Below are 26,607 nucleotides of genomic sequence, written 5' to 3'. Positions count from 1 at the left end.
TGCGTTCACCCGAGGGCCCGCGCCGGTCGGCGCGGGCCCTCGGCTTTTCCCCGGTGACCCGGGGGCGGTACCGTCGACCGGCACAGGACCACACGAAAGGGCGTCGATGGCCATTGCCAAGGCGGAGCGGCTGATGAACCTGGCGCTGTGTCTGCTAGGGGCCAGGCGCCCCCTCAGCAAGCGCGAGTTGCGCGGCTCCATCGAGGCATACCTGGAAGCCGGATCCGACGACGGCTTCAACCGCATGTTCGAGCGGGACAAGGACGACCTGCGCGAACTCGGCCTCGTCATCGAGACGGTCGAGGGGCTCGACGGCGACACCGGCTACGTCGCCCGCAGGGACAGCAACCGGCTGCCCGCCATCACCCTGGACGCCGAGGAGGCGGCCGCTCTCGGCGTAGCCGCCCGCGTCTGGCAGCAGGCGCGCCTCGCGGGCGCGGCGAGCGGCGCCCTGCAGAAGCTGCGCGCGGCCGGCATGCCCGAGGCGGAGGACGCCTACGAGGCGCAGCACAGCGCGCTCGAACCGCGCATCCCCGCGCACGAGGCTGCGTTCGAGCCGCTGATGCTCGCCTGCCGCGACCGGCGCCCCGTCGTCTTCGACTACCGCAAGTCCAGCGCGGCCCACACCGAGCAGCGCCAGGTCGAGCCGTGGACGCTGGAGTGCTGGCGCGGTCACTGGTACCTGGCCGGGTTCGACCGCGACCGCGGTGCCGAGCGGGTGTTCCGGCTCTCCCGGATCAGCGGCAGGGTCCGCTCCAGGGCCGGCTCCTTCACCGCGCCCGTGCCCGACGCCTCGACGGTCCGCGAGACGGTGGAGACCTGGGCGGGGGAGACCGCGACGAGGTCGGCGCTGATCCGGCTGCGCGCCGGCTGCGGCTACCCGCTGCGGGCCAAGGCGCTCACCTCGCGCGCGCTCGTCGACGGCTGGGACGAGCTGGAGATCCCGTACGGGCACGGACTCGACGCGTGGCTCGTCGAGTTCGGCCCCGACGTGGTCGTGCAGGAGCCCGCGGACCTGCGGGCCGACGTCGTGGACCGGCTGCGCGCCGTGGCCAAGGGCTGAAGGGGCGGGTTCACATGGCCACCACCAACGCGAACGCCATCGACAGGACCAGGAGGATGCTGTCGCTCGTCACCTACCTGCGCGAGCGGCCCGGTGCCCGGGTCTCCGACGTCGCCAGGGCCTTCGGCATCAGCGAGGACGAGCTCATCTCCGACCTGGATGTCCTGCCCATGTGCGGCACCAGCTTCCGCGGCGGCGACCTCCTCGACATCGACACCGACGGCGACCGCATCTGGTGGCACAACGCGGACGACGTCGCCGAGCCGCTGCGCCTCGCCGCCGACGAGGCCACCGCGCTGCTCGTCGCCGCACGGGCCGTCGCGACCCTGCCGGGGCTGCGCGACGGCGACAAGCAGGCGCTGCTGCGCGCCACCGCCAAGCTGGAGGCCGCGGCGGGCGAGGCGGCGGGCGCGAGCTCACGCCTCTCGGTGACGTTCGAGTCAGAGGGCGGCGTCTTCGCCGACGTCGACCGGGCCATCTCGGAACGCCGCAGGCTGTGGCTCCGCTACTACTCGCCGGCCCGTGACGAGCTGACGGAGCGCGAGGTCGACCCGATCCGGCTGTTCGCCGTCGGCCACACCTACATGGAGGCGTGGTGCCGCCTCTCCGAGGCGCGCCGCACCTTCCGGCTCGACAGGGTCGCCGAGATCAAGCTGCTCGACGCGGTGTCGGCGCCACCTGAGATCGAGCCGCGCGACCTGTCGGAGGGTCTCGTCCAGCCGTCGGCCGACGACCCCGAGGTGGTGGTCGAGGTGGGTCCTGGCGGCCGCTGGGTCGCCGAGTACTACCCCCACGACAGCGCGGAGGAACTCCCCGACGGCGGCCTGCGCATCACGCTGCGCACCCCCGCGCCCGCGTCGCTGCGCCGCCTCGCGCTGCGGCTCGGCGGCGAGGGGCGCATCGTCTCCCCGCCCGACCTCGCGGACAGCGCGCGGCAGGCGGCCCGCGACGCGCTCGCCGCCTACGACGCAGCCGCCGCATACGAAGCCCCCGCTGCCATTGACACGCCCGCCGCCCACGAGGCGTCCGCGGAACCCGGCGCCGCCGGCCGAGCCTGAGGAGACCTGGACCATGCCCCCCACGCCCGGAGCCTCCGACCTGCCCGCACCCCCGGACGGCGCTTCGGAGCCGGAGTACGGGCTCACGGCCGTCGCCCCCATACGCTTCAAGGTCGCCTGCCCCGAGTGCCGCGCCGGCTTCGAACTGCCGGGGGACGCGTTCCTGCTGGCGATCGGCGCCAGCAGGCGCACCACGACCTACTCGTTCAGCTGCCCGCGGTGCGACGCGTCCATACGCAAGCCGGCGGGCCGGCGGATCGTGGAGCTGCTGACCCAGGGCGGCGTCAGGACACTGCGCCTGCACACCGCCGACGGCCCTGGCGGGCGGGGCTGAGCCGATCCACTAGGCTCTGCCCATGCTCTGGCCCATGCTCGCCGTCGCCCTCGGGTTCTGCGGGATCGCCGTACTCGGCGTCCTCGCCGTCCGCGTCTTCCTCGAAGTGCGGCGCCTCGGCCACCAGGTGGCCCGCACGAGTGAGCGCGTCACCCGGGCCGCCGAGGACCTGGAGCGCGCCGCGGGCCGGCTCGCCGCGTCGGGGGAGGCGCTGCGGTAGACGGGGTATGTCGGCTACGCCCCCTCCTGCAACGCAGGTTCGGCAGGTACGCTGGCCTTCGTGGCCCAGCGAGCGAGGCGTGGGCCGCGCGTGGAAATCCGCACAGGGATTGCCTGGGATTCACCCCTGGGCGTTACGATCCCTGCGTAGGACACCGGTCGGGCACCCGTCCGTGCGGTGTGACGCAGGCCCCCATGCCGCCTCGGTGAGAAGGTAACCAGTTATGTTCGGAAGGCTCGGCGCCCCCGAGATCATTCTCATCCTCGTCGTGATCGTCCTGCTGTTCGGTGCGAAGAAGCTCCCGGACATGGCGCGCTCCCTCGGCAAGTCGGCCCGCATCCTCAAGAGCGAGGCCAAGGCGATGAAGTCCGACCAGGGCAAGACCGCCCCCGCCGACCCGCCGAACGACGGCCAGGACGTCCAGCGGACCATCAAGGCCGCCCCCGGCGACGCCACCACCGCCCGCCCGGTCACCGAGCCGTCGGAGACCACGCAGCGCTGACCGCGTACACCAGGGGCCGGAGCGGACACGCCGCACGCGTGAGTCCGCCGCACGAGATGGGGAAGTGGGTTGGCCAAGTCCGCCCGTACGCAAGCGCAGGATCCCGAGGGGCGCATGCCTCTCGTGGAACACCTGCGTGAGCTGCGCAACAGGTTGGCGAAGGGCCTCCTGGCCATCATCGTCGTCGCGTGCGTCGCCGCGTACTTCTACAACGACATCATCAACTTCTTCACGAACCCGATCCTCGGTTCGGTCGGCTGCAAGGGAGACTTCACCTCGCTCGCCCGCACCAAGGGCGAGGCGTGCGCCAACGTCACGATGGACGGCCTGATCGCGCCGTTCTCCCTGGCGCTGAAGGTGTCCCTGATGGCCGGCGTCGTGTGTGCGTCACCGGTCTGGCTGTACCAGCTCTGGGCGTTCGTCGCGCCGGGCCTGCACCGGCACGAGAAGAAGTACGCCCTCGCCTTCGTCGGCAGCGGCGTGCCGCTCTTCTTCCTCGGCGCCCTCTTCGCCTACGAGGTGCTGCCGACCACCGCGAGGGTGCTCCTCGGCTTCACGCCTGACCACGTCGCCAACCTGCTGCCGCTGGACGAGCTGCTCGATCTCGTGACGCGCATGGTCGTCGTCTTCGGCCTCTCCTTCGAGATGCCGCTGCTGCTCGTCATGCTCAACTTCGTCGGCATCCTCTCCGGCAAGCGCATGATCGGCTGGTGGCGGATCATGATCATGGGCATCACGGTGTTCGCCGCCGTGGCCACGCCCAGCACCGACCCGCTGTCCATGCTGGTCCTCGCCGGCCCGATCTGGGTCCTGTACTTCGCCGCGTGCTTCGTCGCCCTGGCGAACGACCGGCGCAAGCGCCGCATCGAGGAGGCGGGGCCGGCCGACGACGAGGCCTCCGACCTCGACCTGGATCCCGAGGACACGGACACCGTGGAGCCGGTCGCCACGCCGGCGCTGCCCGAGCAGGCCGACGCGGCCGGCACCCACCGGGTCAACGGCTACGACGACGTCACCTGACGCACCCGGGACGCCACGCGTTCTGTGAGGCCGGAGCCCCGCGGCTCCGGCCTCACGCGCGTCACGGCGCGCCCGGGCCGCCTCCGTGCGCCCGCACAAAAGACCGAGGTGAGTGTCGGAGGCGCCGGGTAGGCTCGTGAGCGAGATGACAGAGGACCTTTCTCCCGCCGAGCGCTACGCCGCCGCCCGCATCCGCGCCGCCGTGCAGGCCACAGCGCTCGCCCCGTTCCGTGAGATGTACGAGTTCGGCCTCGACCCCTTCCAGATCGAGGCGTGCCAGGCACTGGAGGCAGGGAAGGGCGTGCTGGTCGCCGCGCCCACCGGATCCGGCAAGACCATCGTCGGCGAGTTCGCCGTGCACCTGGCCCTCAAGGAGGGCCGCAAGTGCTTCTACACCACGCCTATCAAGGCGCTGTCCAACCAGAAGTACGCCGACCTCGTGAGCCGCTACGGCCCCGAGAAGGTCGGCCTGCTCACCGGTGACAACAGCGTGAACGCCGACGCGCCGGTGGTCGTCATGACCACCGAGGTCCTGCGCAACATGCTCTACGCGGGCTCCCAGGCGCTCAACGGCCTCGGATACGTCGTGATGGACGAGGTGCACTACCTGTCCGACCGGTTCAGGGGCGCCGTGTGGGAAGAGGTGATCATCCACCTTCCCGAGTCGGTCACGCTGGTGTCCCTGTCGGCGACCGTGTCCAACGCCGAGGAGTTCGGGGACTGGCTGGACACCGTACGCGGCGACACGGCCGTCATCGTCTCCGAGCACCGCCCCGTCCCGCTGTGGCAGCACGTGCTCGCCGGGCGCCGCATGTACGACCTCTTCGAGGAGGAGACCGACCACGGCGGGCGCGGTCAGGGCAAGCGCGAGGTCAACCCCGACCTGGTCCGCATGGCCAGGATGGAGAACCAGCGCACGTACAACCCGCGCGAGCGGCGCCGCGGGAAGATGGTCCGCGAGGCCGACCGCGAGCGGGAGCGCAGGCGGCGCACCCGTATCTGGACGCCGTCGCGCCCCGACGTCATCGAGCGCCTCGACGCGGACGGCCTGCTCCCCGCGATCACGTTCATCTTCAGCAGGGCCGGGTGCGAGGCAGCCGTGCAGCAGTGCCTGTACGCGGGCCTCCGGCTCAACGACGAGGAGGCGCGCACGACGGTCCGTGAGATCGTCGAGGAGCGCACGTCCTCGATCCCGTCGGAGGACCTGCACGTCCTCGGCTACTACGAGTGGCTCGAAGGCCTGGAGCGCGGCATCGCCGCCCACCACGCGGGCATGCTGCCGACGTTCAAGGAGGTCGTCGAGGAGCTCTTCGTGCGCGGCCTCGTCAAGGCCGTGTTCGCGACGGAGACGCTGGCGCTCGGCATCAACATGCCGGCCCGCACGGTGATCCTGGAGAAGCTCGTCAAGTGGAACGGCGAGCAGCACGCGGACATCACGCCCGGCGAGTACACGCAGCTCACGGGGCGCGCGGGGCGCCGCGGCATCGATGTCGAGGGCCACGCGGTGGTGCTGTGGCAGCGCGGCATGGACCCGGGGGCGCTGGCGGGCCTCGCCGGCACCCGCACCTACCCGCTGCGCTCCAGCTTCCGCCCCTCGTACAACATGGCGGTCAACCTGGTCCACCAGTTCGGCCGGCACCGCTCGCGCGAGCTGCTGGAGACGTCGTTCGCGCAGTTCCAGGCCGACCGGTCGGTCGTCGGCATCTCCCGTCAGGTCCAGCGCAACGAGGAGGGCCTCGCGGGCTACCGCGAGGGCATGACGTGCCACCTCGGGGACTTCGAGGAGTACGCGCGCATGCGCCGCGAGCTGAAGGACCGCGAGAACGAGCTGGCCAAGCAGGGCGCGGCGCAGCGCAGGGCCGCCGCGGCCACCTCGCTGGAGAAGCTCAGGCCCGGTGACGTGATCCACGTGCCGACGGGCAAGTTCGCCGGGCTCGCGCTGGTGCTCGACCCCGGGGTGCCCGCGGGCCGCGCGAACGGGCACCGGGGACACGCGGGCGTCGAGTACCACGAGGGCCCCAGACCCCTGGTGCTGACGGTGGAGCGGCAGGTCAAGCGGCTGGCGTCGATCGACTTCCCGGTGCCGGTCGAGCCCCTGGAGCGGATGCGCATTCCCAAGTCGTTCAACGCGCGCTCCCCGCAGTCGCGGCGCGACCTGGCGTCCGCGCTGCGCACGAAGGCGGGGCACATCGTGCCGGAGCGCCACCGCAGGCAGCGTGCCGCGGCGGCGGACGACCGGGAGATCATCCGCCTGCGCACCGCACTGCGCGCCCACCCGTGCCACGGGTGCGACGAGCGCGAGGACCACGCGCGGTGGGCGGAGCGCTACCACCGCCTGACGCGCGACACGCGCCAGCTTGAGCGGCGCATCGAGGGCCGCACGAACACCATCGCGCGGACGTTCGACCGCATCGTGGCGCTGCTCACGGAACTCGACTACCTGCGGGGCGACGAGGTCACCGAGCACGGGCGGCGGCTCGCACGCCTGTACGGCGAGCTCGACCTGCTGGCGAGCGAGTGCCTGCGCGACGGCGTGTGGGAGGGCCTCGGCCCGGCGGAGCTCGCGGCGTGCGTCTCGGCGCTGGTCTTCGAGTCGCGCCAGAGCGACGACGCGGTCGTGCCGAAGACGCCGTCGGGCCCGGCCAAGGCGGCGCTCGGCGAGATGGTGCGCATCTGGGGCCGCCTCGACGCCCTGGAGGAGGACCTAGGCATCAACCAGGCGGAGGGCGTCGGCCAGCGCGAGCCCGACCTCGGCTTCGCATGGCCGGCGTACGCGTGGGCGTCGGGGCGCGGGCTCGACGAGGTGCTGCGCGAGGCGGAGATGCCCGCGGGCGACTTCGTGCGCTGGTGCAAGCAGGTCATCGACGTACTGGGCCAGATCGCCGCCGCGGCGCCCACGTCCGACGGCAGCACGGTCGCGAGGAACGCGCGCCGCGCGATCGACGGCATACGGCGCGGGGTGGTGGCGTACAGCTCGGTCACCTGACCCCCGCGAGCCGCAGCCGCGAGTCGCGAGCCGCGTGGCGTGCCGGGCCGCGCGGCGTGCCGGGCCGCGTCCCGGTGTGTCCGCCGGTGTTGCCCGCTGCCGCGGCAGGGTCGCTCGTGCCGGGCACTGGGCAGTCGGCCCCGTGGTGTCCGGCCGGCTCCGCCGCTCGACCAGGACCACAACGCCCCGGGGCGGCGGCCAGGACCGGTGTTCGTTTGCCGGCGGGGGCAGTGCCCGGGGCGGGTTGTCTGGCAGCGGCCGCGGCCTGTCGCTCTCGTGTCGGCCTCGGTGCAGCCCGTTGGCGTGCCAGGCCGCCCGCAGGGCGCCGCTCGTGCCGGGCACTGGGCAGTCGGCCCTGTGGTGTCCGGCCGGCTCCGCCGCTCGACCAGCGCCGCAACGCCCCGGGGCGGCGGCCAGGACCGGTGTTCGTTCGCCCGCGGGGGCAGCGCCCGGGGCGGGTTGTCTGGCAGCGGCCGCGGCCTGTCGCTGTCGTGTCGGCCTCGGTGCGGCCCGTTGGCGTGCCGCCCGTCGCGGCGGCCTCCAACGGTCCGCCGGTGTGCCGCGGCCACGGCCTGCCGCGGTGTGTGGCCGGCTTCGCCGGTCGGCCGTTTTCGGTTGCCGGGTGCCCCGGCGGGGCGGGCCCGTCACGCCCGGGCGGGCTCTCGCGGGAGCGGTGCCGAGCCGCAAGGCCGTCAGGGCTTGCGCGCTCGCAGGAAGCGGTCGCGGGCCTCCGCCAGGTCCACCACAGGATCCGGGTACTCCAGCGCGGCGCGCTCCCGCTCCGGCAGGCGCCACGGCTGGTGGACCGCCGCGCCGTCGACGGCCGCCAGTTCCGGCACCCAGCGGCGCACGTACGCGCCACGCGGGTCGAACCGCCGCGCCTGCGCGAGCGGGTTCAGCACCCGGTTGGGACGGGTGTCCGTGCCCGTACCCGCGACCCACTGCCAGTTCATCTGGTTGTTGGCGATGTCGCCGTCGACGAGCAGGTCGAGGAAGTGCCGGGCGCCCGTGCGCCAGTCCGCGTAGAGCGTCTTGGTGAGGAAACTCGCCACCAGCAGCCGGCCCCGGTTGTGCATCCACCCCTCGTGGCGCAGCTGCCGCATCGCGGCGTCCACGATCGGATAGCCCGTGCGGCCCTGCCGCCACGCCTCGACCGCCGCCTCGGTGCCGGCGTCCTCGCGCCACCGGTCCCCGCGCTCACGGTAGTCGGACCAGGACGCCGCGGGCCGCGCCGCGAGCACCTGGTGGTGGAAGTCGCGCCAGGCCAGCTGCCGTACGAACGCGTCCGCCCCCGGGCCGCCCTTGCGCCGCGCCCTGTGCACCGACTCCACGGGCGAGAGGCAGCCGAAGTGCAGGTAGGGGGAGAGGCGTGACGTGGCGTCGCCCGGCAGGTCGTCGTGGCGGTCCTCGTAGTCCTCGACGCCGTCGCGCAGCCACGCCGTGAGCTTCGCGCGCGCCGCCGTCTCGCCGCCCTCGGGGACGCCGGGGGAGACGCCGGACACCGCGTCGCGGCGCGGCAGCGCCTCACCGTCGAGGGGCGGCACGTCGACGGAACGGGGCGCGCCGAGCGCGTCCCGCACGCCCGCTTCCCGCCAGCGCCTGAAGTAGGGGGTGAAGACCGCGAAGTGGTCGCCGGACGAGGGGGTCACCCGGCCGGGCGGCAGGGCCGTGACGACCGCGTCGTGCGCGTGCAGCTCGCAGTCCGCACCCGACAGCGCCTCGCGCAGCCGCCCCTCGCGCTCCAGCGCGTACCGGCTGACACCGGCCGCTACGTGAACCTCGTGCGCGCCGGTCTCACGGGCCACCCGGCGCACCTCCGTCGCGGTGTCACCCGTACGGATGACGAGCCGTCCGCCGCGCTCCCGCAGACCCGCGTCGAGCGCGGCGAGGCAGTCGGCCAGGAAGGCGCGCCGGTTGGGCGCGTCGAACCCGGCCCGCGCGATGCCGCGGTCGAGGACGAACAGCGGGACCACCCGGTCCGCGGCGCGGAGCGCGGCGCGCAGCACCGGCTGGTCGTGCACGCGCAGGTCGGAGGTGAACAGGGCCACCGAAACGGTCATGCACGGCATCCTGCCGCCACCCGCGCGTCCGGGCCGACGGGCCGCGCCGGGGCTGCGCGCGTTTCGCGGCTCGGGCGCCGCCGCGGGCTCAGGCGCCGGCGGCGCCCTCCTGCTCCCGCTCCACCGCCGCGTTCCACTCACGCTTGACGGCGCGCCACGCCTCGTCCGTGTGGCCGCTGCGCCAGTACCCCGACACGGACAGCCGCTCCCTGGGCACCTGCCGCTCGTGGCGCAGATGCCGGCGCAGGTCCTTGACGAAGGCCGCCTCACCGTGCACGAACGCGTGCACGTCGCCCGCGGGGAAGTCAAGATCGCGCACGGCAGCCACCAGCGCCTCGCCCACGGGCCGCCCGCCCCGGTGCAGCCACGTCACGTCCACCCCGTCGGGGCAGGCGATCTTCTGCTCCTCCGCCGCCTCGTCGATCTCCACGAACGCGTGCACCGGAACGCCGGACGGGACACGCTCAAGCGCGGCCGCGATCGCGGGCAGCGCGCTCTCGTCGCCCGCGAGCAGGTGCCAGTCGGCCTCGGGGTCGGGCGTGTAACCGCCGCCCGGGCCGAGGAAGCGCACCGTCTCACCCGGCACGGCACGCGCCGCCCACGGGCCGGCCAGGCCCTCGTCGCCGTGGACCACGAAGTCGAGCGTCATCTCCAGTGCGTCCGGGTCCCACGCCCGCACCGTGTACGTACGCGTGGCGGGCCACTGCTCGCGAGGGAACTCCTCGCGGATGCGGGCCATGTCGAACGGCTCCGGGTACGCGACGCCCTCCGCGGCGAACAGGACCTTCACATAGTGGTCGCTGAACTCGCCGCAGGCGACGGAGGCGAGTCCCTCGCCGCCGACCACGATCCGCACCATGTGCGGGGTGAGCCGCTCGGTGCGCACGACCCGTGCCTCGTGGGCCTTCGGCGTCCTACGGCGCTGTTCCTCCGCCACGGCCATCTCCCCTGGTCGAAATCGGTTAGGCTTGCCTAACTTAACACCTCATCGGCTCAGGGCGGCAAGGAGCCGGGTGAGCGAGCCCCCGAGCCCCCACCGCTCGGACAGCGCCTCCAGCGCCTCGGCGTCGCACGGCCGCTGAGGCAGCGCGACGCCGGTGTCCGGCAGCGGCACGTCCGACGCGACGCGCACGACCTCGGGCGCGACCGCCACGTACGCCCGCGCCTCGTGCAGCCGCTTGCGCTGCGAGGGGGTGAGCCGGGAGCGCGGGTCGTCGACCGCGGCCATGATCCCCGCCAGGTCGCCGAACGCGTCCAGCAGCTTCGCCGCCGTCTTCTCGCCGATGCCCGGCACGCCGGGCAGCCCGTCGCTCGGGTCGCCGCGCAGCAGGGCCAGGTCCACGTACCCGGCGCCCGACACCCCGTACTTCGCCCGCAGGAAGGACTCGTCCGTCACCTGGAGCGTGCCCACGCCCTTGAGCGGGTAGAGCACGCGCACGCCGCGCGCGTCGTCGACGAGCTGGTAGAGGTCGCGGTCGCCGGTGACGATGTCGACCGGGCCCGTGGCCCGCGCGGTGAACGTGCCGATCACGTCGTCCGCCTCGTACGCGGGCACGCCGACCCTGGCGATGCCCAGGGCGTCGAGCACCTCCTCGATCACCGGCACCTGCGGCGAGAGCGTGTCGGGGACCTCCTCCTCGTCGGTGCCACCGGGGTGCGCCTCGGCGACCCGGTGCGCCTTGTACGAGGGGATCAGGTCGACGCGCCACTGCGGGCGCCAGTCCGCGTCCGTACAGGCCACCAGGGAGTCCGGGCGGTGGTCCTGCACGAGGCGGGCGATGAAGTCGAGCAGGCCGCGCACGGCGTTGACCGGCGTCCCGTCCGGCGCGCGCACGGATTCGGGCACGCCGAAGTAGGCACGGAAGTAGAGGGAGGCGGTGTCGAGGAGCATCAGGCGTCGCGTCACGTCGCCGATGATGCCGTAGGCCACTGACACACGCCTCATCCCACAGGCAACGGCGACACGCCGAGACGATGTGACGTAGTTCACATAAAAGTTTGGTATGTACAAGTGAGGGCAGACGCGCATGCGGAGCGGACCCGCCCCGCACTCTTCACCACGCCGCAGCGGGTCAGAGGGCCGAACCCGTGCCGCTCCACGGCCCGCCCGGCGGGGGTGGTGGGCCGTTTTCTCCGTTCGACTCGTGAGGTTTATGTGTCCAGGCTTGAAGCCGAACACCTGTACAAAGTCTTCGGCAGACGACCAGATGAAGCCGTGACGAAGCTCCAGAACGGCTCAGGCCGCGAGGAGCTTCGCGCCGACGGTACGACCGCCGCGGTCATCGACGCATCCTTCACGGTCGAGCCGGGGCAGATCTTCGTGGTGATGGGCTTGTCGGGCTCCGGCAAGTCCACCTTGCTGCGGATGCTCAACGGGCTGCTCGAACCCACGTCGGGACGTGTCCTCTTCGACGGGCAGGACCTCACGGCCCTGTCCAAGGAGGGGCTGCGCGACGTGCGCTCGACGAAGATCAGCATGGTCTTCCAGCACTTCGCGCTCTTCCCCCACCGCAGCGTCCTGGAGAACGCGGCCTACGGCCTCGAAGTCCAGGGCAAGCCGCGCAAGGAGCGCGAGGAGCACGCCCGTGAGGCGCTGGAGATGACCGGGCTCGGCGGCTGGGAGAAGTCCTGGCCCGACGAGCTGTCCGGCGGCATGCAGCAGCGCGTCGGCCTGGCCCGCGCGCTCGCCACCGATGCCGACATGCTCCTCATGGACGAGTCGTTCAGCGCGCTCGACCCGCTGATCAGGCGCGACATGCAGGACCAGCTGCTGACCCTGCAGAAGCGGCTGAAGAAGACCATCGTCTTCATCACCCACGACCTCAACGAGGCCATGCGCCTCGGCGACCGCATCGCCGTGATGCGCGACGGCGAGATCGTCCAGCAGGGGACCGCCGAGGACATCCTCGTCACCCCGGCCAACGACTACGTCGCCTCCTTCACGCAGGACGTCGACCGGTCCAGGGTGCTCACCGCCGGCGCCATCATGGCCGAGCCCGAGACCGCCTTCGGGGGCAAGGCGGACGACGGCCGCACGCTGCGCACCGCAGAGGACGTCCTCGCGGCCGCGCCCGCGACCGTGTCCGAGGACACGCCGATCATCGAGCTGTTCACGCCGTGCTCGACCAGCGGCGTCGCCGTCGCCGTCACCGGCGAGGACGGCGCGCTCGTGGGCGTTGTACCGAGGGCGCGGCTGCTCGCCGTGCTCGGCGAGCCCATGACGCCGACCGACGCCGCAGCGGCGCCGGGCAGCGGTGCCGCTGCGGCGGGCACCGAGGGCAAGGCGGTGGCCAGTGCCTAGGCTTCCTTTGGGCGACTGGGTCAACAGCGCCGTCGACTGGCTCCAGCACAACCTGTCGTGGCTGTTCGACGCCGTCTCCTGGCTCGTCAACCACCTCTACAGCTGGATATTCGACGTCCTGTCGGCCCCCCAGCCCCTTCTGCTCGCGGGCATACTCGCCGTCATCGCCTGGTGGCTGCGCAACCTGACCGCCGGCATCCTGGCGTTCGTCGGCTTCGCGCTGATCGACTCCATCGAGTTGTGGGACCACTCGATGCAGACGCTGTCGCTCGTGCTCGTCGCGACGGTCCTCACCCTGGTCATCGGGGTGCCGCTAGGCGTGTGGGCGGCCAAGTCGAAGACGGTCAGTTCGATCTTCCGGCCGATCCTCGACTTCATGCAGACCATGCCCGCCATGGTCTACCTGATCCCGGGCGTCATCTTCTTCGGCGTCGGCGTCGTGCCCGGCATCATCGCGACGATCGTCTTCGCGCTGCCGCCCGGCGTGCGCATGACCGAGCTGGGCATCCGGCAGGTCGACGAGGAACTCGTCGAGGCGGCAGACGCGTTCGGCACGCCGCCCCGCCAGACCCTGCTGCGCGTGCAGCTGCCGCTCGCCATGCAGACGGTCATGGCAGGTGTCACGCAGAACGTGATGCTGGCCCTGTCCATGGTGGTCATCGCCGGCATGGTCGGCGGCGGCGGCCTCGGCGGCGACGTCTTCCAGGCCATCGGCAACGTCAACATCGGCCTCGGCTTCGAGGCCGGCATCTCCATCGTCATCCTCGCCATCTACCTGGACCGGATGACCGGCGCGCTCGGCCAGCAGGTCTCGCCGCTCGGCCGCCGCGCCCTCGCCAAGGCCAGGGAGCTGGCCGGCAGTGCCAAGGGGATGAAGATCTTCCAGCACAGGCCGCAGCCCGTCGTCGCGCTCTCCGGCGTGGTCGTCCTCGCCCTCGTGGCGGGTGGCCTCGGCCTCTTCGGCGGGTCCGACGGCTCGACGGCCAACACGGCCACCTCGGGCAACTCGACGAACGTGGGCCACGGCAAGTCCATCAGCATGGGCTACATCCCGTGGGACGAGGGCATCGCCACGACCTTCCTGTGGCAGGAGATGCTCCAGGAGCGCGGCTACAAGGTCAACGTCAAGCAGTACGAGGCCGGCTCGCTCTACCAGGGCCAGGCCAACGGCCAGATCGACCTGCAGACCGACTCCTGGCTGCCCACCACCCACGCCGCGTACTGGAAGAAGTACGGCAGCCAGCTGGAGGACATGGGCAAGTGGTACGACCAGACGTCGCTGGAGATCGCGGTCCCCAGCTACGTCAAGGGCGTCAAGACCATGTCCGACCTCAAGGGCAAGAGCGCCGAGTTCGGCGGCCGGATCATCGGCATCGAGCCGAGCGCCGGTGAGATGGGCCTGCTCAAGAGCAAGGTCCTCAAGGCGTACGGCCTCGACAAGGAGTACAAGGTCACCAACGGCTCCACGCCGAGCATGCTGTCGGAGCTGAAGCGCGACTACGCGAAGAAGAAGCCCATCGCGGTCGTGCTGTGGTCGCCGCACTGGGCCTACAGCACGTACAAGCTGACGAAGCTCGCCGACCCCAAGAACGCCTGGGGCAAGGGCGACAGCATCCACATGATCGCCCGCAAGGGCTTCAGCCAGGACGACCCGACGGTCGCCAAGTGGATCAAGAACTTCAAGATGAGCGAGAAGCAGCTCAGCGATCTTGAGGCACAGATCCAGAAGTCCGGTACCGGCCACGAGCTGGAGGCCGTCAAGATCTGGCTCAAGGCCAACCCGGGCGTGCTCGACAAGTGGGTCCCGGTCCCGAAGCAGAACAAGGACGCCCAGGCGGCCGTCGCCAAGGAGGCGGCGCGCCCGCTCAACGTGGCCTGGTTCCCCTGGGAAGAGGACATCGCCGCCACCTACCTGTGGAAGGCCGTGCTCAAGCAGCGCGGCTACACGATGAACCTCAAGCAGTTCGACGTGGGCCCGATGTACACCGCCCTCTCCCAGGGCCAGTTGGACGTCCAGTTCGACGGCTGGCTGCCGCACGCGCAGAAGCACTACTGGGACAAGTACCACAACCAGCTCACCAAGATCGGCTACTGGTACGGGCCCACCTCGCTGGACGTCGCGGTGCCCAGCTACGTCAAGGGCGTCAAGTCGTTCAGCGACCTCAAGGGCAAGGGCAAGGAATTCGGCAACCAGATCATCGGGATCGAGCCGGGCACCGAGGAGATGAACATCCTCAAGAACAAGGTGCTGCCGTCCTACGGCCTCGACAAGGAGTACAAGGTCGTCAACGGCTCCACGCCCGGAATGCTCTCGGAGCTGAAGCGGGACTACGCGAAGAAGAAGCCGGTCGCGGTCGTGCTGTGGTCGCCGCACTGGGCCTACAGCGCGTACAACCTGACACGGCTGGCCGACCCGAAGAAGGCGTTCGGCACCGGTGACAACCTGACCACGGTGGCCACCAAGAAGTTCCCGCAGCAGTACCCGCAGCTCACCAAGTGGCTGAAGAACTGGAAGATGTCCCGTTCGCAGCTGGGCGACCTGGAGAACCAGATCCAGAAGGCCGGTGGCACGGCGCACGCGGAGGACGCGGTCAACGCGTGGGTCTCCAAGCACCCGGGCATCGTGGACAAGATGGCCCCGATGTAACCGGACGCGGCGGCCCGACGTGAGGCCGTGAACACGGCGTAGAGGGGTGAGCACCCGATGTGACGGTGCTCACCCCTCTTGCGGTTCCGTATCAGCGGCCGGGCACACGCCCTGCCGGGGCCCTCCCTCTGAGAGGATGGCACTCCGGCCGGGAGGGAGCCCGAACATGGACGACAAGGAAGCGCTCAGAGTGGGCGCCGCCGTCCGCAGGCGGCGCAGGTCCCTGGGGCTGACGCTGGCGGCGGTCGCCGCGCGCAGCGGCCTTTCCGTGCCCTTCCTCAGCCAGATCGAGAACGAGCGCGCCCGTCCGAGCACCCGCTCCCTGGAGCGCGTCGCCGACGCCCTGGAGACGACGCAGGCCGCGCTGCGCGCCGCGGCGGACTCCGCGCGCACCGTCGACGTCGTGCGCGGCGACTGCGAGAGCGGCACCACGCAAGCGGGTATCAGGCGGGTGGTGCGCGGCGGCCACCAGCTCGCCGCCAAGGAGTACACGGGGGAGCAGGACACCGGCCGCGAGTACCAGCACCGCAACGACGAGATCATGTACATCGCCGACGGGGCCGCCGAGGTCGAGGCCGAGGGCCGCGCGTACCGGCTGGAGCGCGGCGACACGCTGTACCTCTCCGGCGGTGTACGGCACCGCTGGCGCACGACGGAGCCGGGCACCCGCGTCCTCGTCGTCGCCGTCGCCGAGCACATCGACGCGACCTTCGACCGGGACCGCTGAGCGGCGTGGAGCCCGCCCGCCGCGCCCGGCCCCGAGTCGTCTCGCTCGTCCCGTCGCTGACCGAGGCGATCGCGGTGAGCGCGCCGGGCCTGCTCGTCGGCGCCACCGACTGGTGCGTGCGCCCCGCGGGGCTCGACGTCACCCGCATCGGCGGCACCAAGAACCCGGACGTCGAGGCGGTGCTCGCGCTGGGGCCCGACCTCGTCGTGGCGAACGAGGAGGAGAACCGCGCCCCCGACCTCGCCGCGCTGCGCGCCGGCGGCGCGGACGTGCTCGTCACCGAGGTCAGAACCCTCGACCAGGCGTTCACCGAGCTCACGCGCGTACTGCTGGACGGATGCGGCCTCGCCGCCGCGCCGGGCTGGCTCGACCGGGCGCGGGCGGCCTGGGACGCCGTACCATCGTCGCCGCACGGCGCCAGGCGCGCGATCGTACCGGTGTGGCGCAGGCCCTGGATGGTGCTCGGCCGCGACACCTTCGCCGGGGACCTGCTCGCGCGTCTCGGCGTCCGCAACGCCTACGAGCACCACACGGAGCGCTACCCGCGCGTCCCCCTGGACGCGCTGCGCGGCGCGGGCGCCGACCTGGTCGTGCTGCCCGACGAGCCGTACCGCTTCACGGCGGACGACGGCCCCGAGGCGTTCCCTGGACTGCCGGCCGCGCTGGTCGACGGCCGGATGCTCACCTGGTACGGCCCGTCCCTGACGGACGCGCCTGCGGCGCTGCGGGCAGCGCTGGGCTGACCGCGGCGCGTCAGGGCGTCGCGGCGCGGACGAAGTCCGCCATGACGCGTGTGTCGTCCGCCATCTCCGGGTGCCACTGGACGCCCGCCACCCAGCGCTTCCCGGCCAGTTCGACGGCCTCCACCGTGCCGTCCGCCGCGACCGCCGATGCCGTCAGGCCCGCGCCGAGCCGGTCGACCGACTGGTGGTGCCGGCTCGGCACGCCGAACTCGCCCGGCACCAGGCCCGCGTAGCGCGTGCCCGGCAGCGGGATGACCGGGTGCGCGCCGAACCGGCCCGGAGCCTCGCCGACATGGCCCTCGATGTGCTGCGCGAGCGAGCCGCCCAGCGCCACGTTCAGCAACTGCATGCCCCGGCAGATCCCCAGCAGCGGCTTGTCCGCGTCGAGCGCCGCGCCGATGAGCGCCAGCTCCCAGGCGTCGCGCTCCCGCGCGGGCGGGCCCGTGCGCGGGTGCGGCCGTGCGCCGTACTGTGCGGGTTCGACGTCGGGGCCGCCCGCGATGACCACGCCGTCGAGCCGCGCCACGACCTCGGGCGCGGTGGCCGGGTCGCCCGGCGGCAGCATCGCGGCCAGGCCGCCCGCCCGTCGCACGAGCGCCGGGTAGCCCGCGGGCAGCAGCGCGGCCTCCATCCGCCACGGGCCCCACGCGGCCGACTCCTCCAGATACGTGCTGATGCCGATAAGCGGCTTCATGCCGTCTCCTTCCGGCCGCGGTACCGGCCATCAAAGGTCTTTGTCCATACCATCAGAGGCGGACGGCTCGCTTCCGCTCAGGACAGGAAGCCGCGCAGCAGCGCCGCCGTCCCCGAGCAGTGCTCGCGCATCGTCTCCCGCGCGGCGTCCGCGTCCCCCTGGAGGACCGCCTCGACCAGCGCGGTGTGCTGCCGCTGCGAGTGCTCCAGGTTGCGCACCAGCAGCGGGACGCAGTCCAGCAGGTCGTTGACGCGCGCCCGCACCGACGCGTACTGCGCCCGCAGCGTCGCCGACCCCGACAGCTCGGCGAGCGTGAGGTGCAGCAGGGTGTCGTGCCTGCGGTACTCGGCCGGCGGCGCGTCGCCCGTCGCGGTGAGCGCGGCGCGCAAGCGTTCGGCGCCCCCGTCCGCCGGACCCCGCTGCGCACACAGCCCCGCCGCGCCCACTTCCAGCACCTCGCGGAAGCGCAGCACGTCGTCGAGGTCGGTGTCCGCCATCCGCCGCCGCAGCTCGGCCCGGCCCGAGCCCGGCGCTCCTGCGGCAGGTCGCGGCAGCACGAACGTGCCGCCGTACCGGCCGCGCCTGCTGGTGACGAGGCCCTGGTCGGCGAGCACCTTCAGCACCTCGCGCAGGACGACCCGGCTGATCCGCAGCCGCTCGGCCAGCATCCGCTCGGCCGGCAGCCGCTCGCCGGGACCGACGAGGCCCAGCCTGAGCACCTGGAGGATCTGTTCGAGCGCCTCCTCGAAGCCGTTGCCCGCGTGCACAGGCCGCAGCACCGGGGCCAGTGCGTCGGCGGTGCCCCCGTCCTCCGCCATCGCCCCGCCCTCCTCGCCGAGCCGCCCTTCCCTTCAAAGGTCCTCACCTATACCTTAAGGCTTCCGGCCGACCGAAGGAGGACGCACCCCGTGGCAGACCGCACACCCCCGCTCGCGACCGGCGAGCTCGCCTCGCTCGTGGGCGCGGACGAGGTGGACACCGTCGTCCTCGCCTTCCCCGACATGCAGGGCAGGCTCCAGGGCAAGCGCTTCGCCGCGCCGTTCTTCCTCTCCGACGTCCTCGACCACGGCGCCGAGGGCTGCAACTACCTGCTCGCCGTCGACACCGACATGAACACCGTCGACGGCTATGCCATGGCCTCCTGGGACCGCGGCTACGGCGACTTCGCCCTGCGCCCCGACACCGCGAGCCTGCGCCGCATCCCCTGGCACCCGGGCACCGCGCTGCTCATGGCCGACCTCGCCTGGGCGGACGGCTCGCCCGTCACCGCCGCGCCGCGCCAGATCCTGCGCCGCCAGCTCGACCGGCTCGCCGGCCACGGCCTGACCGCGCACGTCGGCACCGAGCTGGAGTTCATCGTCTTCAACGACACCTACGAGCAGGCCTGGGACGCCGGTTACCGCGGCCTCACACCCGCCAACCGGTACAACATCGACTACTCCGTACTCGGCACCGGCCGCGTCGAGCCGCTGCTGCGCCGCATCCGGCGCGAGATGGCGGGAGCCGGGCTCACCGTCGAGTCGGCCAAGGGCGAGTGCAACCCGGGGCAGCACGAGATCGCCTTCAAGTACGACGAGGCGCTGACCACCTGCGACCAGCACGCCGTGTACAAGACGGGCGCCAAGGAGATCGCCGCGCAGGAGGGCGTCTCGCTCACCTTCATGGCCAAGTACGACGAGCGGGAGGGCAACTCCTGCCACATCCACCTCTCCCTCAGGGACGCCGAAGGGCGCCCCGCGATGGCGGGCGACGGCCCTGACAGCATGTCACCGCTCATGCGCCACTTCCTCGCGGGCCAGCTGGCCGCGCTGCGTGACCTCACCCTCCTGTACGCGCCCAACATCAACTCGTACAAGCGCTACCAGCCGGGCTCGTTCGCGCCCACCGCCGTCGCCTGGGGCCACGACAACCGCACCTGCGCGCTGCGGGTCGTCGGCCACGGCACGTCGCTGCGGTTCGAGAACCGGGTGCCGGGCGGGGACGTCAACCCGTATCTCGCCGTGGCCGCCCTCGTCGCCGCCGGCCTGCACGGCGTCGAGCACGAGCTCGAACTGCCCGACGCCTGCACGGGCAACGCCTACGAGGGCGGCCACGCGCGCGTGCCCGCCACCCTGCGCGAGGCCGCCGCGCTGTGGAGCGGCAGCGCCATCGCGCGCGCCGCGTTCGGCGACGACGTCGTCGACCACTACGCCAACATGGCGCGCGTGGAGCTCGCGGCCTTCGACGCCGCCGTCACCGACTGGGAACTGCGCCGCTCCTTCGAACGGCTGTAGCACCCGAAGCCACTCGCCATGTGAGGTCAACGCCCATGCCACGGCACCACCACACCACCGGCGCCGACGCCCCCGGCGAGCACCGCGTCCTCGACCCGGCCACCGGCGAGAGTGTCGCCACCGTCCCCGCCACCACCCCCGGCCAGGTCGGCGAGGCCGTACGGTGCGCCGCCGGCGCGCAGCGCGGCTGGGTGGACGCCGCTCCCGCCGACCGCGCGCGGCTGCTGCGCCGGTACGCGTGCCTCGTCGACGAGCACATCGAAGAACTCGCCCGGCTCGAGGTCCGCGAGGCCGGCCACACCATCGGCAACGCACGCTGGGAGGCGTCCAACGCGCGCGACCTGCTCGACTACGCCGCCGGGGGAGTGGAGCGGCTGGCCGGCGCGCAGATCCCCGTGGCGGGCGGCGTCGACATCACCTTCCTCGAACCGCTCGGCGTCGTCGGGGTCATCGCCCCCTGGAACTTCCCCATGCCGATCGCGTCCTGGGCCGTGGCGCCCGCACTGGCCGCGGGCAACGCCGTGCTGCTCAAACCGGCCGAGGCCACCCCGCTCACGGCGCTGCGCCTGGCCGAACTCGCCCTGGAGGCGGGGCTGCCCGAACATCTCTTCCAGGTGCTGCCGGGCGCGGGCCCGGTCACCGGGGACGCCCTGGTGACCCACCCCGGAGTCGCCAAGATCGTCTTCACCGGTTCGGCCGCCGTCGGGAAGAGCGTCATGGCGAAGTGCGCCGCCACCGTCAAGCGCGTGACCCTCGAACTCGGCGGCAAGAGCCCCAACATCGTCTTCGCCGACGCCGACATCGAACGGGCCGCCGCCACCGCCCCGATGTCGTTCCTGGACAACGCGGGCCAGGACTGCTGCGCCCGCACCCGCATCCTCGTCCAGCGCGACGTGCACGACCGCTTCCTCGACCTGCTCGCGCCCGCCGTCGCCGCCGTCACCGTCGGCGACCCCGCCGACGAGGGCACCGACATGGGCCCGCTGATCTCCGCCGCCCACCTCGAACGCGTACGGTCCTATGTGCCCTCCGGCGCGGACGCCATCCTCGGCAGCGCACCCGAAGGACCGGGGTTCTGGTACCCGCCGACGGTGCTCACCGGCCTGGGGCCCGACGCGCCCGCCGCCGTGGAAGAGGTCTTCGGGCCCGTCGCCGTCGTCATCCCGTTCGAGGACGAGCAGGACGCGGTACGCCTCGCCAACGCCACGCCGTACGGACTGTCCGGCTCCCTGTGGACCCGGGACACCGGGCGCGCGCTGCGTGTCTCGCGCGCCGTCGCAGCAGGCAACCTCTCCGTCAACTCGCATGCCAGTGTGCGGTATTCAACACCGTTCGGCGGCTACAAGCAGTCCGGGCTCGGCCGCGAGCTCGGGCCCGGCGCGCTCGCCGCCTTCAGCGAGACCAAGAACGTCTTCATCTCCAGCGAGGAGTGACGCCATGACGTCTTCGCCCCCCGAGCCCGCCGCGCCCGTCTGCCGCCGGCTCGTCGGACGCACCGCCGTCGTCACCGGCGGGGGCAGCGGCATCGGCCTCGCCACCGTGCGCAGGCTCGCCTCCGAGGGCGCGCGCGTGGTGTGCGCCGACATCGACGAGGCCGCGGGCGGTGCGGCCGCCCGGGAGTCCGACGGCCTCTTCGTGCGCACCGATGTCACCGACCCGGCCCAGGTCGAGGCGGTGTTCGCCGCCGCGCACGACACGTACGGCAGCGTCGACATCGCCTTCAACAACGCCGGCATCTCGCCGCCCGACGACGACTCCATCCTGGACACGGGCATCGAGGCCTGGCAGCGCGTCCAGGAGGTCAACCTCACCTCCGTCTACCTCTGCTGCAAGGCCGCCATCCCGTACATGCGCCGCCAGGGGCGCGGCTCCATCATCAACACGGCGTCCTTCGTGGCCCGGATGGGCGCGGCCACCTCGCAGATCTCCTACACGGCGTCCAAGGGCGGCGTGCTCGCCATGTCCCGCGAACTCGGCGTGCAGTTCGCCCGTGAGGGCATCCGCGTCAACGCCCTGTGCCCGGGCCCCGTCAACACCCCGCTGCTGCGCGAGCTGTTCGCGAAGGACCCGGAGCGCGCCGCGCGCCGCCTCGTGCACGTCCCCCTCGGCCGGTTCGCGGAGGCCGCCGAGATCGCCGCGGCGGTCGCGTTCCTCGCCAGCGACGACGCCTCGTTCGTCAACGCCTGCGACTTCCTCGTCGACGGCGGCATCGCCGGCGCGTACGTCACACCGCTCTAGGGACGGGGCCGACGCGGGTCACCGTACGAAGCCCACCCCGGCGTAGCCGGAGTCGGCACCCGGCAGGCCGGCGTCCTCGGGACGCGGGGAGTCCTTGTGCCAGCAGGGCACGAGGCCGGGTTCGACCAGGTCGAGCCCGTCGAAGAACCGCAACACCTCCGCGTGCGTACGTGGCCGCAGGTCGATTCCCGCGTTCCGGTACTCCTGCGTGCGGTCCTGCTCCGGGGTGAGCCGGTCCATGCTCAGGTGGGAGAGGATCAGGCAGCTGCCCGGCGCGAGTGGTTCGAGCAGCGTCCTGACGATGCCGTAGGGATCGCGGTCGTCGGGCACGAAGTGCAGCAGCGCGATCAGCGACAGCGCGACGGGCCGCTCGAAGTCCAGTGTCCCGCGGGCCTGTTCGACGACGACCCCTGGGTCGAGTACGTCCGACTGCACATAGGCCGTGCGCCCCTCGGGCCTGCCGGCGAGCAGCGCCTCCGCATGCCGCAGCACGATCGGGTCGTTGTCGACGTAGACGATCCGGCAGGCGGGGTCCACGCCCTGGACGATCTGGTGGAGATTCGGCTCGGTCGGGATGCCCGTGCCCACGTCGAGGAACTGGTCGATGCCCGCGCGGACCGTCCACTCGACCGCCCGGCGCATGAACGCGCGGTTGGCGGCGGCCCCGTTGCGCGCCTCGACGGGCAGCCGCTCGGCGACCGCCCGATCCACCGGATAGTTGTCCTTGCCCCCGAGCAGGTAGTCGTAGATCCGCGCGGGGTGCGGCCTGCTGGTGTCGATGCGCGGAGCGTGCGTGCCAGGCGTCATCGGAGTGCCTCCTCGGGTCTGGCCGTCCTCGTGCCGAACAGCCGTGATACGCACGGACGTTGCCACACGGGAACCGGCTGCGGACGGCAACCCGGCCCCCCTACAGGAACGTGTGGCCCTCGCCCCGGTACGTGGGCACCCGCGCGCCCACCCGGTCGCCCTCCACCAGGTGCAGCGCGTCGAACCGCTCGCACATCTCCCCGGCCTTCGCGTGCCGGAACCACACCTTGTCGCCGATCAGCAGGTCGTCGGCCGCCGAACCCAGCAGCGGCGTCTGCACCTCGCCAGGACCCTCCTGCCCGTCGTAGCGCAGCCCCTCCGGCAGGTACGGCACCGGCAGCCGGTCGCGGCCCGCCGCGCCGGAGGCCGGGTAGCCGCCGCCCAGCACGGTCACGACCCCGACACCCGGCCTGCGCACCACCGGCTGCGCGAACAGCGCGGCCGGACGGCCCGAGAACGAGGTGTAGTTGTCGAACAGCCGCGGCTGGTAGAGACCGCTACCGGCGGCGATCTCCGTCACCGCGTCCTCCGCCGCCGTGTGCTGCACGCTGCCCGTGCCGCCGCCGTTGACGAACTCCAGGTCCGGCGCCACCGCACGCACCGCACGCACCACCGCCGCGCGCCGCTGCGCCAGCTCCCTGCGCGCCGCCGCCTGCATCAGCCGGATCGCGCGCGAGCGCAGCGGACGGCCGGCCACCGCGTCGCCCACGCCCGCCACATGGCCCTCGTACGCCATCAGGCCCACCAGCCGGAAGCCCGGCCTGCGCGCCACGGACCGGGCCATCTCGGCCAGTTGCGCCGGGTCGCGCAGCGGCGAGCGCAGCGCGCCGATCCGCACACGGCCGCCCAGCAGCCGCAGCGACGTGTCCAATTCGAGGCAGACGCGTACCTCCTCGCGGCCGCCGCCGCGCGCCGCGTCGATCAGGGAGAGCTGCTCGGGGTCGTCCACCATCACCGTGATCGCCGCGGCGAGCTTCGGGTCCGCGACGAGTTCCGCGTACGCCGCGCGGTCCACCGACGGGTACGCGAGCAGCACGTCGTCGAACCCCGCGCGCGCGAGCCACAGCGACTCCTGGAGCGTGAACGCCATCAGGCCGCTAAAGCCGTCGCGCGCGAGGGCACGCTCCAGCAGGGCACGGCAGCGCACCGACTTGCTGGCCACCCTGATGGGCTTGCCGCCGGCCCTTCGCACCAGGCCGGCGGCGTTGGCGTCGAACGCCTCCAGGTCGACGACGGCGAGCGGCGCGTCGAGATGCGCGGTGGCACGGTCGTACCGAGCCCTGTCCGAGGCGAGAGGGGTGGCGAGGGGAGTCATGCGGCCGAGCTTGCCAGACCGGACTACCGGACGGTAGACGCGCGCGGGTGCCGGACGGACGGTGGACGCGCGCGTGTCCCGATCGCGCGCGTCCGCGGGCGCGTTCGTGCCCGCGTGGTCCCTGCGCACGGGCGCGAACCCGTAGAGTGACGCCCGGACTCCGGGCGGACGCGGCCGGCCGGACGCCGCGCCGCCGGCGGACATCGACACACCACCCGGAGGGGGCGGATGAGCATCGAGGCGCAGGGCACCTCAGTCCCGCCGCCCGCGGGCCCGCAGGGCGCCGTACCGCCTCAGCCGCCTGTGCCGCCTCACCACCCCGCGCCGCCTCAGCCGCCCGCGCCGCCGATCCCCGCGGCGCCGCCAAGACCCGGCGTGCCCCCTCGGCCGACCGCGCCGCCCGCACCCGCGGCGCCGCCACCCGCCGCGCCCCCGCCGGCCGCCGCATGGCCCTGCGCCGCCACCCCGCCGCCCGTGCCGCGCCAGCGATCGGCCGGGCAGCCCCTGCCGCGGCCGGCCACCACCGACGAGGCGCACGCGGAGCACGGACGCTCCCCGCGCCGTACCGCGGCCGCCATCGCCCTGCTCGTCCTCGGCCTCGGCCTGATCGGCGGCGCGATCGCCGGCAACCGGCTCCTCGCCGACGACAACGCCCGCCCCTCGGCCGTCAGCCGCTTCGACGCCGCCCGCGCGCTCTGGCACAGCACACCCGTCGACGCACTTTTCCCGCCCGTGCTCGACGGCGCCGGGGCAGGCCCCGACGGCGCCGACCGCACCTGGACCCGGCTCGGCGTCGCCCCCGCGAGCGACTGCGCGGGCGCCCTCGACCCGGCCCTGGCCGCCGCCGTGCGCACAGCCGGGTGCCTGCGCGTCGTACGCGCCACCTACCGGGACGCCACGTCGAGCGACGTGACCACGGTCGGCCTCGTCTTCACCGAGGCGGGCCCCGCCGCCATGTCGGCCCTGCGCACCACGTTCGGGGCCCGGCACGTCGCCGAGAACACGGCACTGCTGCCGGCCGCCTACCCGGTGCCCGGCACGGCCGCCGCCTCGTTCGGGGCTCGGCAGCGTGCGACCTGGTCCATCGACGTCCTCACCGAGGCGCCCGTCGTCGTGTTCTCCGTGACCGGCTTCGCCGACGGCCGCACGGTCGCCGCGCCCGAGCCCGCCGAGCACGCCATGCGCCCGCACGGCACCAGCGCCGCCGCGCAGGCCGGTCTCGGGTTCGAGGCGGCGGGCATCGCGGACCGCGTCGAACGGGCCGTGCACGCCCGCACCGCGGCCGCGGGGGCGGAGGCCCGGTGAGGCCGCGCCGCGCACGCGCCCGCACCGGCCGCACGCGCGCCCGCCGCGCACGCGCCGGGCTCACGCGGGCCTGCGCCGCCCTCGCCGCCGCGTCACTCCTGCTGCTCGTTCCCGCGTCCCCGGCGAGCGCCGACGCCATACGCGACCAGGAATGGGCCCTGGGCGTCCTCCACGCCAAGCAGGCCTGGCACAGCAGCAAGGGCCGGGGCGTGACCGTCGCCGTCCTCGACACGGGCGTGGACGCCACCCACCCCGACCTCACCGGCCAGGTGCTCGGGGGCAAGGACTTCATCGGCTTCGGCGCGCACCGCGGCGACCGTGCCTGGGCCAGGCACGGCACCGCCATGGCCGGCATCATCGCGGGCCACGGCCACGGGCCGGGCGACCGCGACGGCGTGCTCGGCCTCGCGCCGCAGGCCAAGATCCTGCCCGTGCGGGGCATCCTCGAAGGGACCGACCCGGCCCGCGACAAGGCACGCACCACGCGCGGCGACGCGCTCGCCCTCGGCATCCGCTGGGCCGTCGACCACGGTGCGGACGTCATCAACCTCTCCCTCGGCGACGACAGCGCCTCGGCGCACCCCGAGCGGCAGGAGGACGAGGCCGTGCAGTACGCGCTCGCCAAGGGCGTGCCCGTCGTCGCCTCAGCGGGCAACAGCGGCGAGAAGGGCGACCGCATCTCCTACCCGGCGGCGTATCCGGGCGTCATCGCCGTCGCCGCCGTCGACCGGTACGGCACGCGCGCCTCGTTCTCCACCAGCCGCTGGTACGCGGACGTCAGCGCGCCCGGTGTGGACGTCGTGATAGCGGACCCCGACCGCCACTACTACGAGGGGTGGGGCACCAGCGCCGCCGCCGCGTTCACCTCGGGCACCGTCGCGCTCGTACGGTCCGCCTACCCGCACCTCACCCCCGCACAGATCAAGAAGCTCCTGGAGGACACCGCGCGGGACGCGCCCGCCGGCGGGCGGGACGACGCCACCGGCTACGGCCTCGTCGACCCGGCGGCCGCCCTCGCCGACGCCGCCCGGCTCTCCCGCGCCGCCACCACGGGCAAGGCCGCCGGGTACACCGGGCGGTACTTCGGCCCCGGCCCGACCCCGCCGAAGGAGCCCGCGGCTCCCGCCGTGTGGCCGGCCGCGCTCGCGGGCGGCGCGGGCGCGCTGCTGCTCGCCGCCGCCGGGGCACTGTGGATCACCGGCGGGCGGCCGGAACCGGGCGGCGCAGGTTCTGTGGCCCGTTGGGGCCGCTGGGGCCGCCGGCGCCGCTGGGGCGGGCCGTGGGGCGGCCGGTCCGGGGCGTAGGGCGGGAACG

At 73.2% G+C, this 26,607-nt stretch carries 23 protein-coding genes; 16 read left to right on the top strand and 7 right to left on the bottom strand.

Annotated elements, in window-relative coordinates; all coding sequences use genetic code 11:
- The first annotated feature begins 106 nt into the window (after positions 1-106).
- The 7 genes from IH48_RS0122570 (at position 107) to IH48_RS0122540 (ending at position 7,183) form a co-directional block, all read left to right on the top strand.
- Positions 107-1,063, top strand: a complete 957-nt coding sequence (locus tag IH48_RS0122570) for a helix-turn-helix transcriptional regulator (protein WP_030907573.1) — start codon at positions 107-109, stop codon at positions 1,061-1,063.
- A gap of 14 nt (positions 1,064-1,077) precedes the next feature.
- Positions 1,078-2,121 carry a helix-turn-helix transcriptional regulator gene (locus tag IH48_RS0122565; RefSeq protein WP_078849948.1) on the top strand — a complete coding sequence of 348 codons (1,044 nt, stop codon included), beginning with the start codon at positions 1,078-1,080 and terminating at the stop codon, positions 2,119-2,121.
- A 13-nt stretch (positions 2,122-2,134) separates the two neighbouring features.
- Positions 2,135-2,455, top strand: a complete 321-nt coding sequence (locus IH48_RS0122560; protein ID WP_030907568.1) for a hypothetical protein — start codon at positions 2,135-2,137, stop codon at positions 2,453-2,455.
- A gap of 22 nt (positions 2,456-2,477) precedes the next feature.
- Positions 2,478-2,675 carry a hypothetical protein gene (locus IH48_RS0122555; protein WP_030907566.1) on the top strand — a complete coding sequence of 66 codons (198 nt, stop codon included), beginning with the start codon at positions 2,478-2,480 and terminating at the stop codon, positions 2,673-2,675.
- A 223-nt stretch (positions 2,676-2,898) separates the two neighbouring features.
- Positions 2,899-3,177 (top strand): Sec-independent protein translocase subunit TatA, encoded by a 279-nt coding sequence (gene tatA / locus IH48_RS0122550; RefSeq protein WP_030907563.1) that lies wholly within the window; start codon positions 2,899-2,901, stop codon positions 3,175-3,177.
- 69 nt (positions 3,178-3,246) lie between these two features.
- Entirely contained in the window at positions 3,247-4,197 is a 951-nt protein-coding gene (tatC, locus tag IH48_RS0122545) for a twin-arginine translocase subunit TatC (RefSeq protein ID WP_030907560.1), read from the top strand.
- 145 nt (positions 4,198-4,342) lie between these two features.
- Positions 4,343-7,183 (top strand): DEAD/DEAH box helicase, encoded by a 2,841-nt coding sequence (locus tag IH48_RS0122540; protein WP_030907558.1) that lies wholly within the window; start codon positions 4,343-4,345, stop codon positions 7,181-7,183.
- A 692-nt stretch (positions 7,184-7,875) separates the two neighbouring features.
- Here IH48_RS0122540 and IH48_RS0122535 read toward each other — a convergent pair.
- The 3 genes from IH48_RS0122535 to IH48_RS0122525 form a co-directional block, all read right to left on the bottom strand.
- Positions 7,876-9,243 carry a cryptochrome/photolyase family protein gene (locus IH48_RS0122535; RefSeq protein ID WP_030907554.1) on the bottom strand — a complete coding sequence of 456 codons (1,368 nt, stop codon included), beginning with the start codon at positions 9,241-9,243 and terminating at the stop codon, positions 7,876-7,878.
- Positions 9,244-9,331: 88 nt separating this feature from the next.
- On the bottom strand, positions 9,332-10,180 hold the full coding sequence (locus IH48_RS0122530) for a siderophore-interacting protein (RefSeq protein ID WP_030907553.1): 849 nt from the start codon (positions 10,178-10,180) through the stop codon (positions 9,332-9,334).
- 48 nt (positions 10,181-10,228) lie between these two features.
- Positions 10,229-11,173: a 5'-3' exonuclease gene (locus IH48_RS0122525; RefSeq protein ID WP_420705532.1), complete on the bottom strand. Its 945-nt coding sequence runs from the start codon at positions 11,171-11,173 to the stop codon at positions 10,229-10,231.
- Positions 11,174-11,398: 225 nt separating this feature from the next.
- On the opposite strand from IH48_RS0122525, the gene IH48_RS0122520 reads away from it, so the two are divergent.
- The 4 genes from IH48_RS0122520 (at position 11,399) to IH48_RS0122505 (ending at position 16,661) form a co-directional block, all read left to right on the top strand.
- The gene (locus tag IH48_RS0122520) at positions 11,399-12,544 is read left to right on the top strand and encodes a quaternary amine ABC transporter ATP-binding protein (protein WP_078849947.1); all 1,146 of its coding nucleotides are present in this window, start codon (positions 11,399-11,401) and stop codon (positions 12,542-12,544) included.
- Entirely contained in the window at positions 12,537-15,191 is a 2,655-nt protein-coding gene (locus IH48_RS0122515; protein WP_030907539.1) for an ABC transporter permease/substrate binding protein, read from the top strand. The genes IH48_RS0122520 and IH48_RS0122515 overlap by 8 nt, the downstream gene beginning before the upstream one ends.
- Positions 15,192-15,357: 166 nt before the next feature.
- Entirely contained in the window at positions 15,358-15,918 is a 561-nt protein-coding gene (locus IH48_RS0122510; RefSeq protein ID WP_030907537.1) for a helix-turn-helix domain-containing protein, read from the top strand.
- Positions 15,919-15,923: 5 nt separating this feature from the next.
- Positions 15,924-16,661: a helical backbone metal receptor gene (locus tag IH48_RS0122505; RefSeq protein WP_030907536.1), complete on the top strand. Its 738-nt coding sequence runs from the start codon at positions 15,924-15,926 to the stop codon at positions 16,659-16,661.
- 10 nt (positions 16,662-16,671) lie between these two features.
- Here the strand turns inward: IH48_RS0122505 and IH48_RS0122500 are convergent, their stop codons facing one another.
- Positions 16,672-17,355 carry a gamma-glutamyl-gamma-aminobutyrate hydrolase family protein gene (locus tag IH48_RS0122500; RefSeq protein WP_030907535.1) on the bottom strand — a complete coding sequence of 228 codons (684 nt, stop codon included), beginning with the start codon at positions 17,353-17,355 and terminating at the stop codon, positions 16,672-16,674.
- A gap of 77 nt (positions 17,356-17,432) precedes the next feature.
- Positions 17,433-18,173, bottom strand: a complete 741-nt coding sequence (locus tag IH48_RS0122495) for a FadR/GntR family transcriptional regulator (protein WP_030907533.1) — start codon at positions 18,171-18,173, stop codon at positions 17,433-17,435.
- Positions 18,174-18,263: 90 nt separating this feature from the next.
- On the opposite strand from IH48_RS0122495, the gene IH48_RS0122490 reads away from it, so the two are divergent.
- From IH48_RS0122490 to IH48_RS0122480, 3 genes are read left to right on the top strand one after another with little or no spacing between them, the layout of a single operon-like run.
- A complete protein-coding gene (locus tag IH48_RS0122490; RefSeq protein WP_030907531.1) occupies positions 18,264-19,628 on the top strand; it encodes a glutamine synthetase family protein in 1,365 nt (454 codons plus the stop codon).
- A 35-nt stretch (positions 19,629-19,663) separates the two neighbouring features.
- On the top strand, positions 19,664-21,061 hold the full coding sequence (locus IH48_RS0122485; RefSeq protein WP_030907529.1) for an aldehyde dehydrogenase family protein: 1,398 nt from the start codon (positions 19,664-19,666) through the stop codon (positions 21,059-21,061).
- Between the two features lie 4 nt (positions 21,062-21,065).
- Positions 21,066-21,866: a 3-oxoacyl-ACP reductase gene (locus IH48_RS0122480; RefSeq protein ID WP_030907527.1), complete on the top strand. Its 801-nt coding sequence runs from the start codon at positions 21,066-21,068 to the stop codon at positions 21,864-21,866.
- An 18-nt stretch (positions 21,867-21,884) separates the two neighbouring features.
- On the opposite strand, the gene IH48_RS0122475 is transcribed toward IH48_RS0122480, so the two are convergent.
- Both IH48_RS0122475 and IH48_RS0122470 read right to left on the bottom strand, forming a co-directional pair.
- The gene (locus IH48_RS0122475) at positions 21,885-22,673 is read right to left on the bottom strand and encodes an SAM-dependent methyltransferase (protein ID WP_030907525.1); all 789 of its coding nucleotides are present in this window, start codon (positions 22,671-22,673) and stop codon (positions 21,885-21,887) included.
- A gap of 100 nt (positions 22,674-22,773) precedes the next feature.
- Entirely contained in the window at positions 22,774-23,988 is a 1,215-nt protein-coding gene (locus IH48_RS0122470) for an amino acid deaminase/aldolase (RefSeq protein ID WP_030907523.1), read from the bottom strand.
- 474 nt (positions 23,989-24,462) lie between these two features.
- Between IH48_RS0122470 and IH48_RS0122460 the strand changes: the two genes are divergently transcribed.
- Both IH48_RS0122460 and mycP read left to right on the top strand, forming a co-directional pair.
- Entirely contained in the window at positions 24,463-25,293 is an 831-nt protein-coding gene (locus IH48_RS0122460) for a hypothetical protein (protein ID WP_158710336.1), read from the top strand.
- A 98-nt stretch (positions 25,294-25,391) separates the two neighbouring features.
- On the top strand, positions 25,392-26,597 hold the full coding sequence (gene mycP / locus IH48_RS0122455; RefSeq protein ID WP_234434353.1) for a type VII secretion-associated serine protease mycosin: 1,206 nt from the start codon (positions 25,392-25,394) through the stop codon (positions 26,595-26,597).
- Positions 26,598-26,607: the final 10 nt, after the last annotated feature.

Source organism: Streptomyces sp. NRRL F-5126 (genome assembly GCF_000721265.1).
Classification (GTDB): Bacteria; Actinomycetota; Actinomycetes; order Streptomycetales; family Streptomycetaceae; genus Streptomyces.
The sequence above is the reverse complement of the archived record's forward strand: the minus strand, read 5'-3'. Positions and strand labels throughout refer to the sequence as shown.

Bases quoted from the DNA above. Each gene is read 5' to 3' on its own strand.
- IH48_RS0122470 (WP_030907523.1), bottom strand. From the start codon at position 23,988: ATGACTCCCCTCGCCACCCCTCTCGCCTCGGACAGGGCTCGGTACGAC.
- IH48_RS0122500 (WP_030907535.1), bottom strand. From the start codon at position 17,355: ATGAAGCCGCTTATCGGCATCAGCACGTATCTGGAGGAGTCGGCCGCG.
- IH48_RS0122565 (WP_078849948.1), top strand. From the start codon at position 1,078: ATGGCCACCACCAACGCGAACGCCATCGACAGGACCAGGAGGATGCTG.
- IH48_RS0122535 (WP_030907554.1), bottom strand. From the start codon at position 9,243: ATGACCGTTTCGGTGGCCCTGTTCACCTCCGACCTGCGCGTGCACGAC.
- IH48_RS0122540 (WP_030907558.1), top strand. From the start codon at position 4,343: ATGACAGAGGACCTTTCTCCCGCCGAGCGCTACGCCGCCGCCCGCATC.
- IH48_RS0122485 (WP_030907529.1), top strand. From the start codon at position 19,664: ATGCCACGGCACCACCACACCACCGGCGCCGACGCCCCCGGCGAGCAC.
- IH48_RS0122475 (WP_030907525.1), bottom strand. From the start codon at position 22,673: ATGACGCCTGGCACGCACGCTCCGCGCATCGACACCAGCAGGCCGCAC.
- IH48_RS0122480 (WP_030907527.1), top strand. From the start codon at position 21,066: ATGACGTCTTCGCCCCCCGAGCCCGCCGCGCCCGTCTGCCGCCGGCTC.
- IH48_RS0122510 (WP_030907537.1), top strand. From the start codon at position 15,358: ATGGACGACAAGGAAGCGCTCAGAGTGGGCGCCGCCGTCCGCAGGCGG.
- tatA (WP_030907563.1), top strand. From the start codon at position 2,899: ATGTTCGGAAGGCTCGGCGCCCCCGAGATCATTCTCATCCTCGTCGTG.
- IH48_RS0122495 (WP_030907533.1), bottom strand. From the start codon at position 18,173: ATGGCGGAGGACGGGGGCACCGCCGACGCACTGGCCCCGGTGCTGCGG.
- IH48_RS0122560 (WP_030907568.1), top strand. From the start codon at position 2,135: ATGCCCCCCACGCCCGGAGCCTCCGACCTGCCCGCACCCCCGGACGGC.
- IH48_RS0122555 (WP_030907566.1), top strand. From the start codon at position 2,478: ATGCTCTGGCCCATGCTCGCCGTCGCCCTCGGGTTCTGCGGGATCGCC.
- IH48_RS0122570 (WP_030907573.1), top strand. From the start codon at position 107: ATGGCCATTGCCAAGGCGGAGCGGCTGATGAACCTGGCGCTGTGTCTG.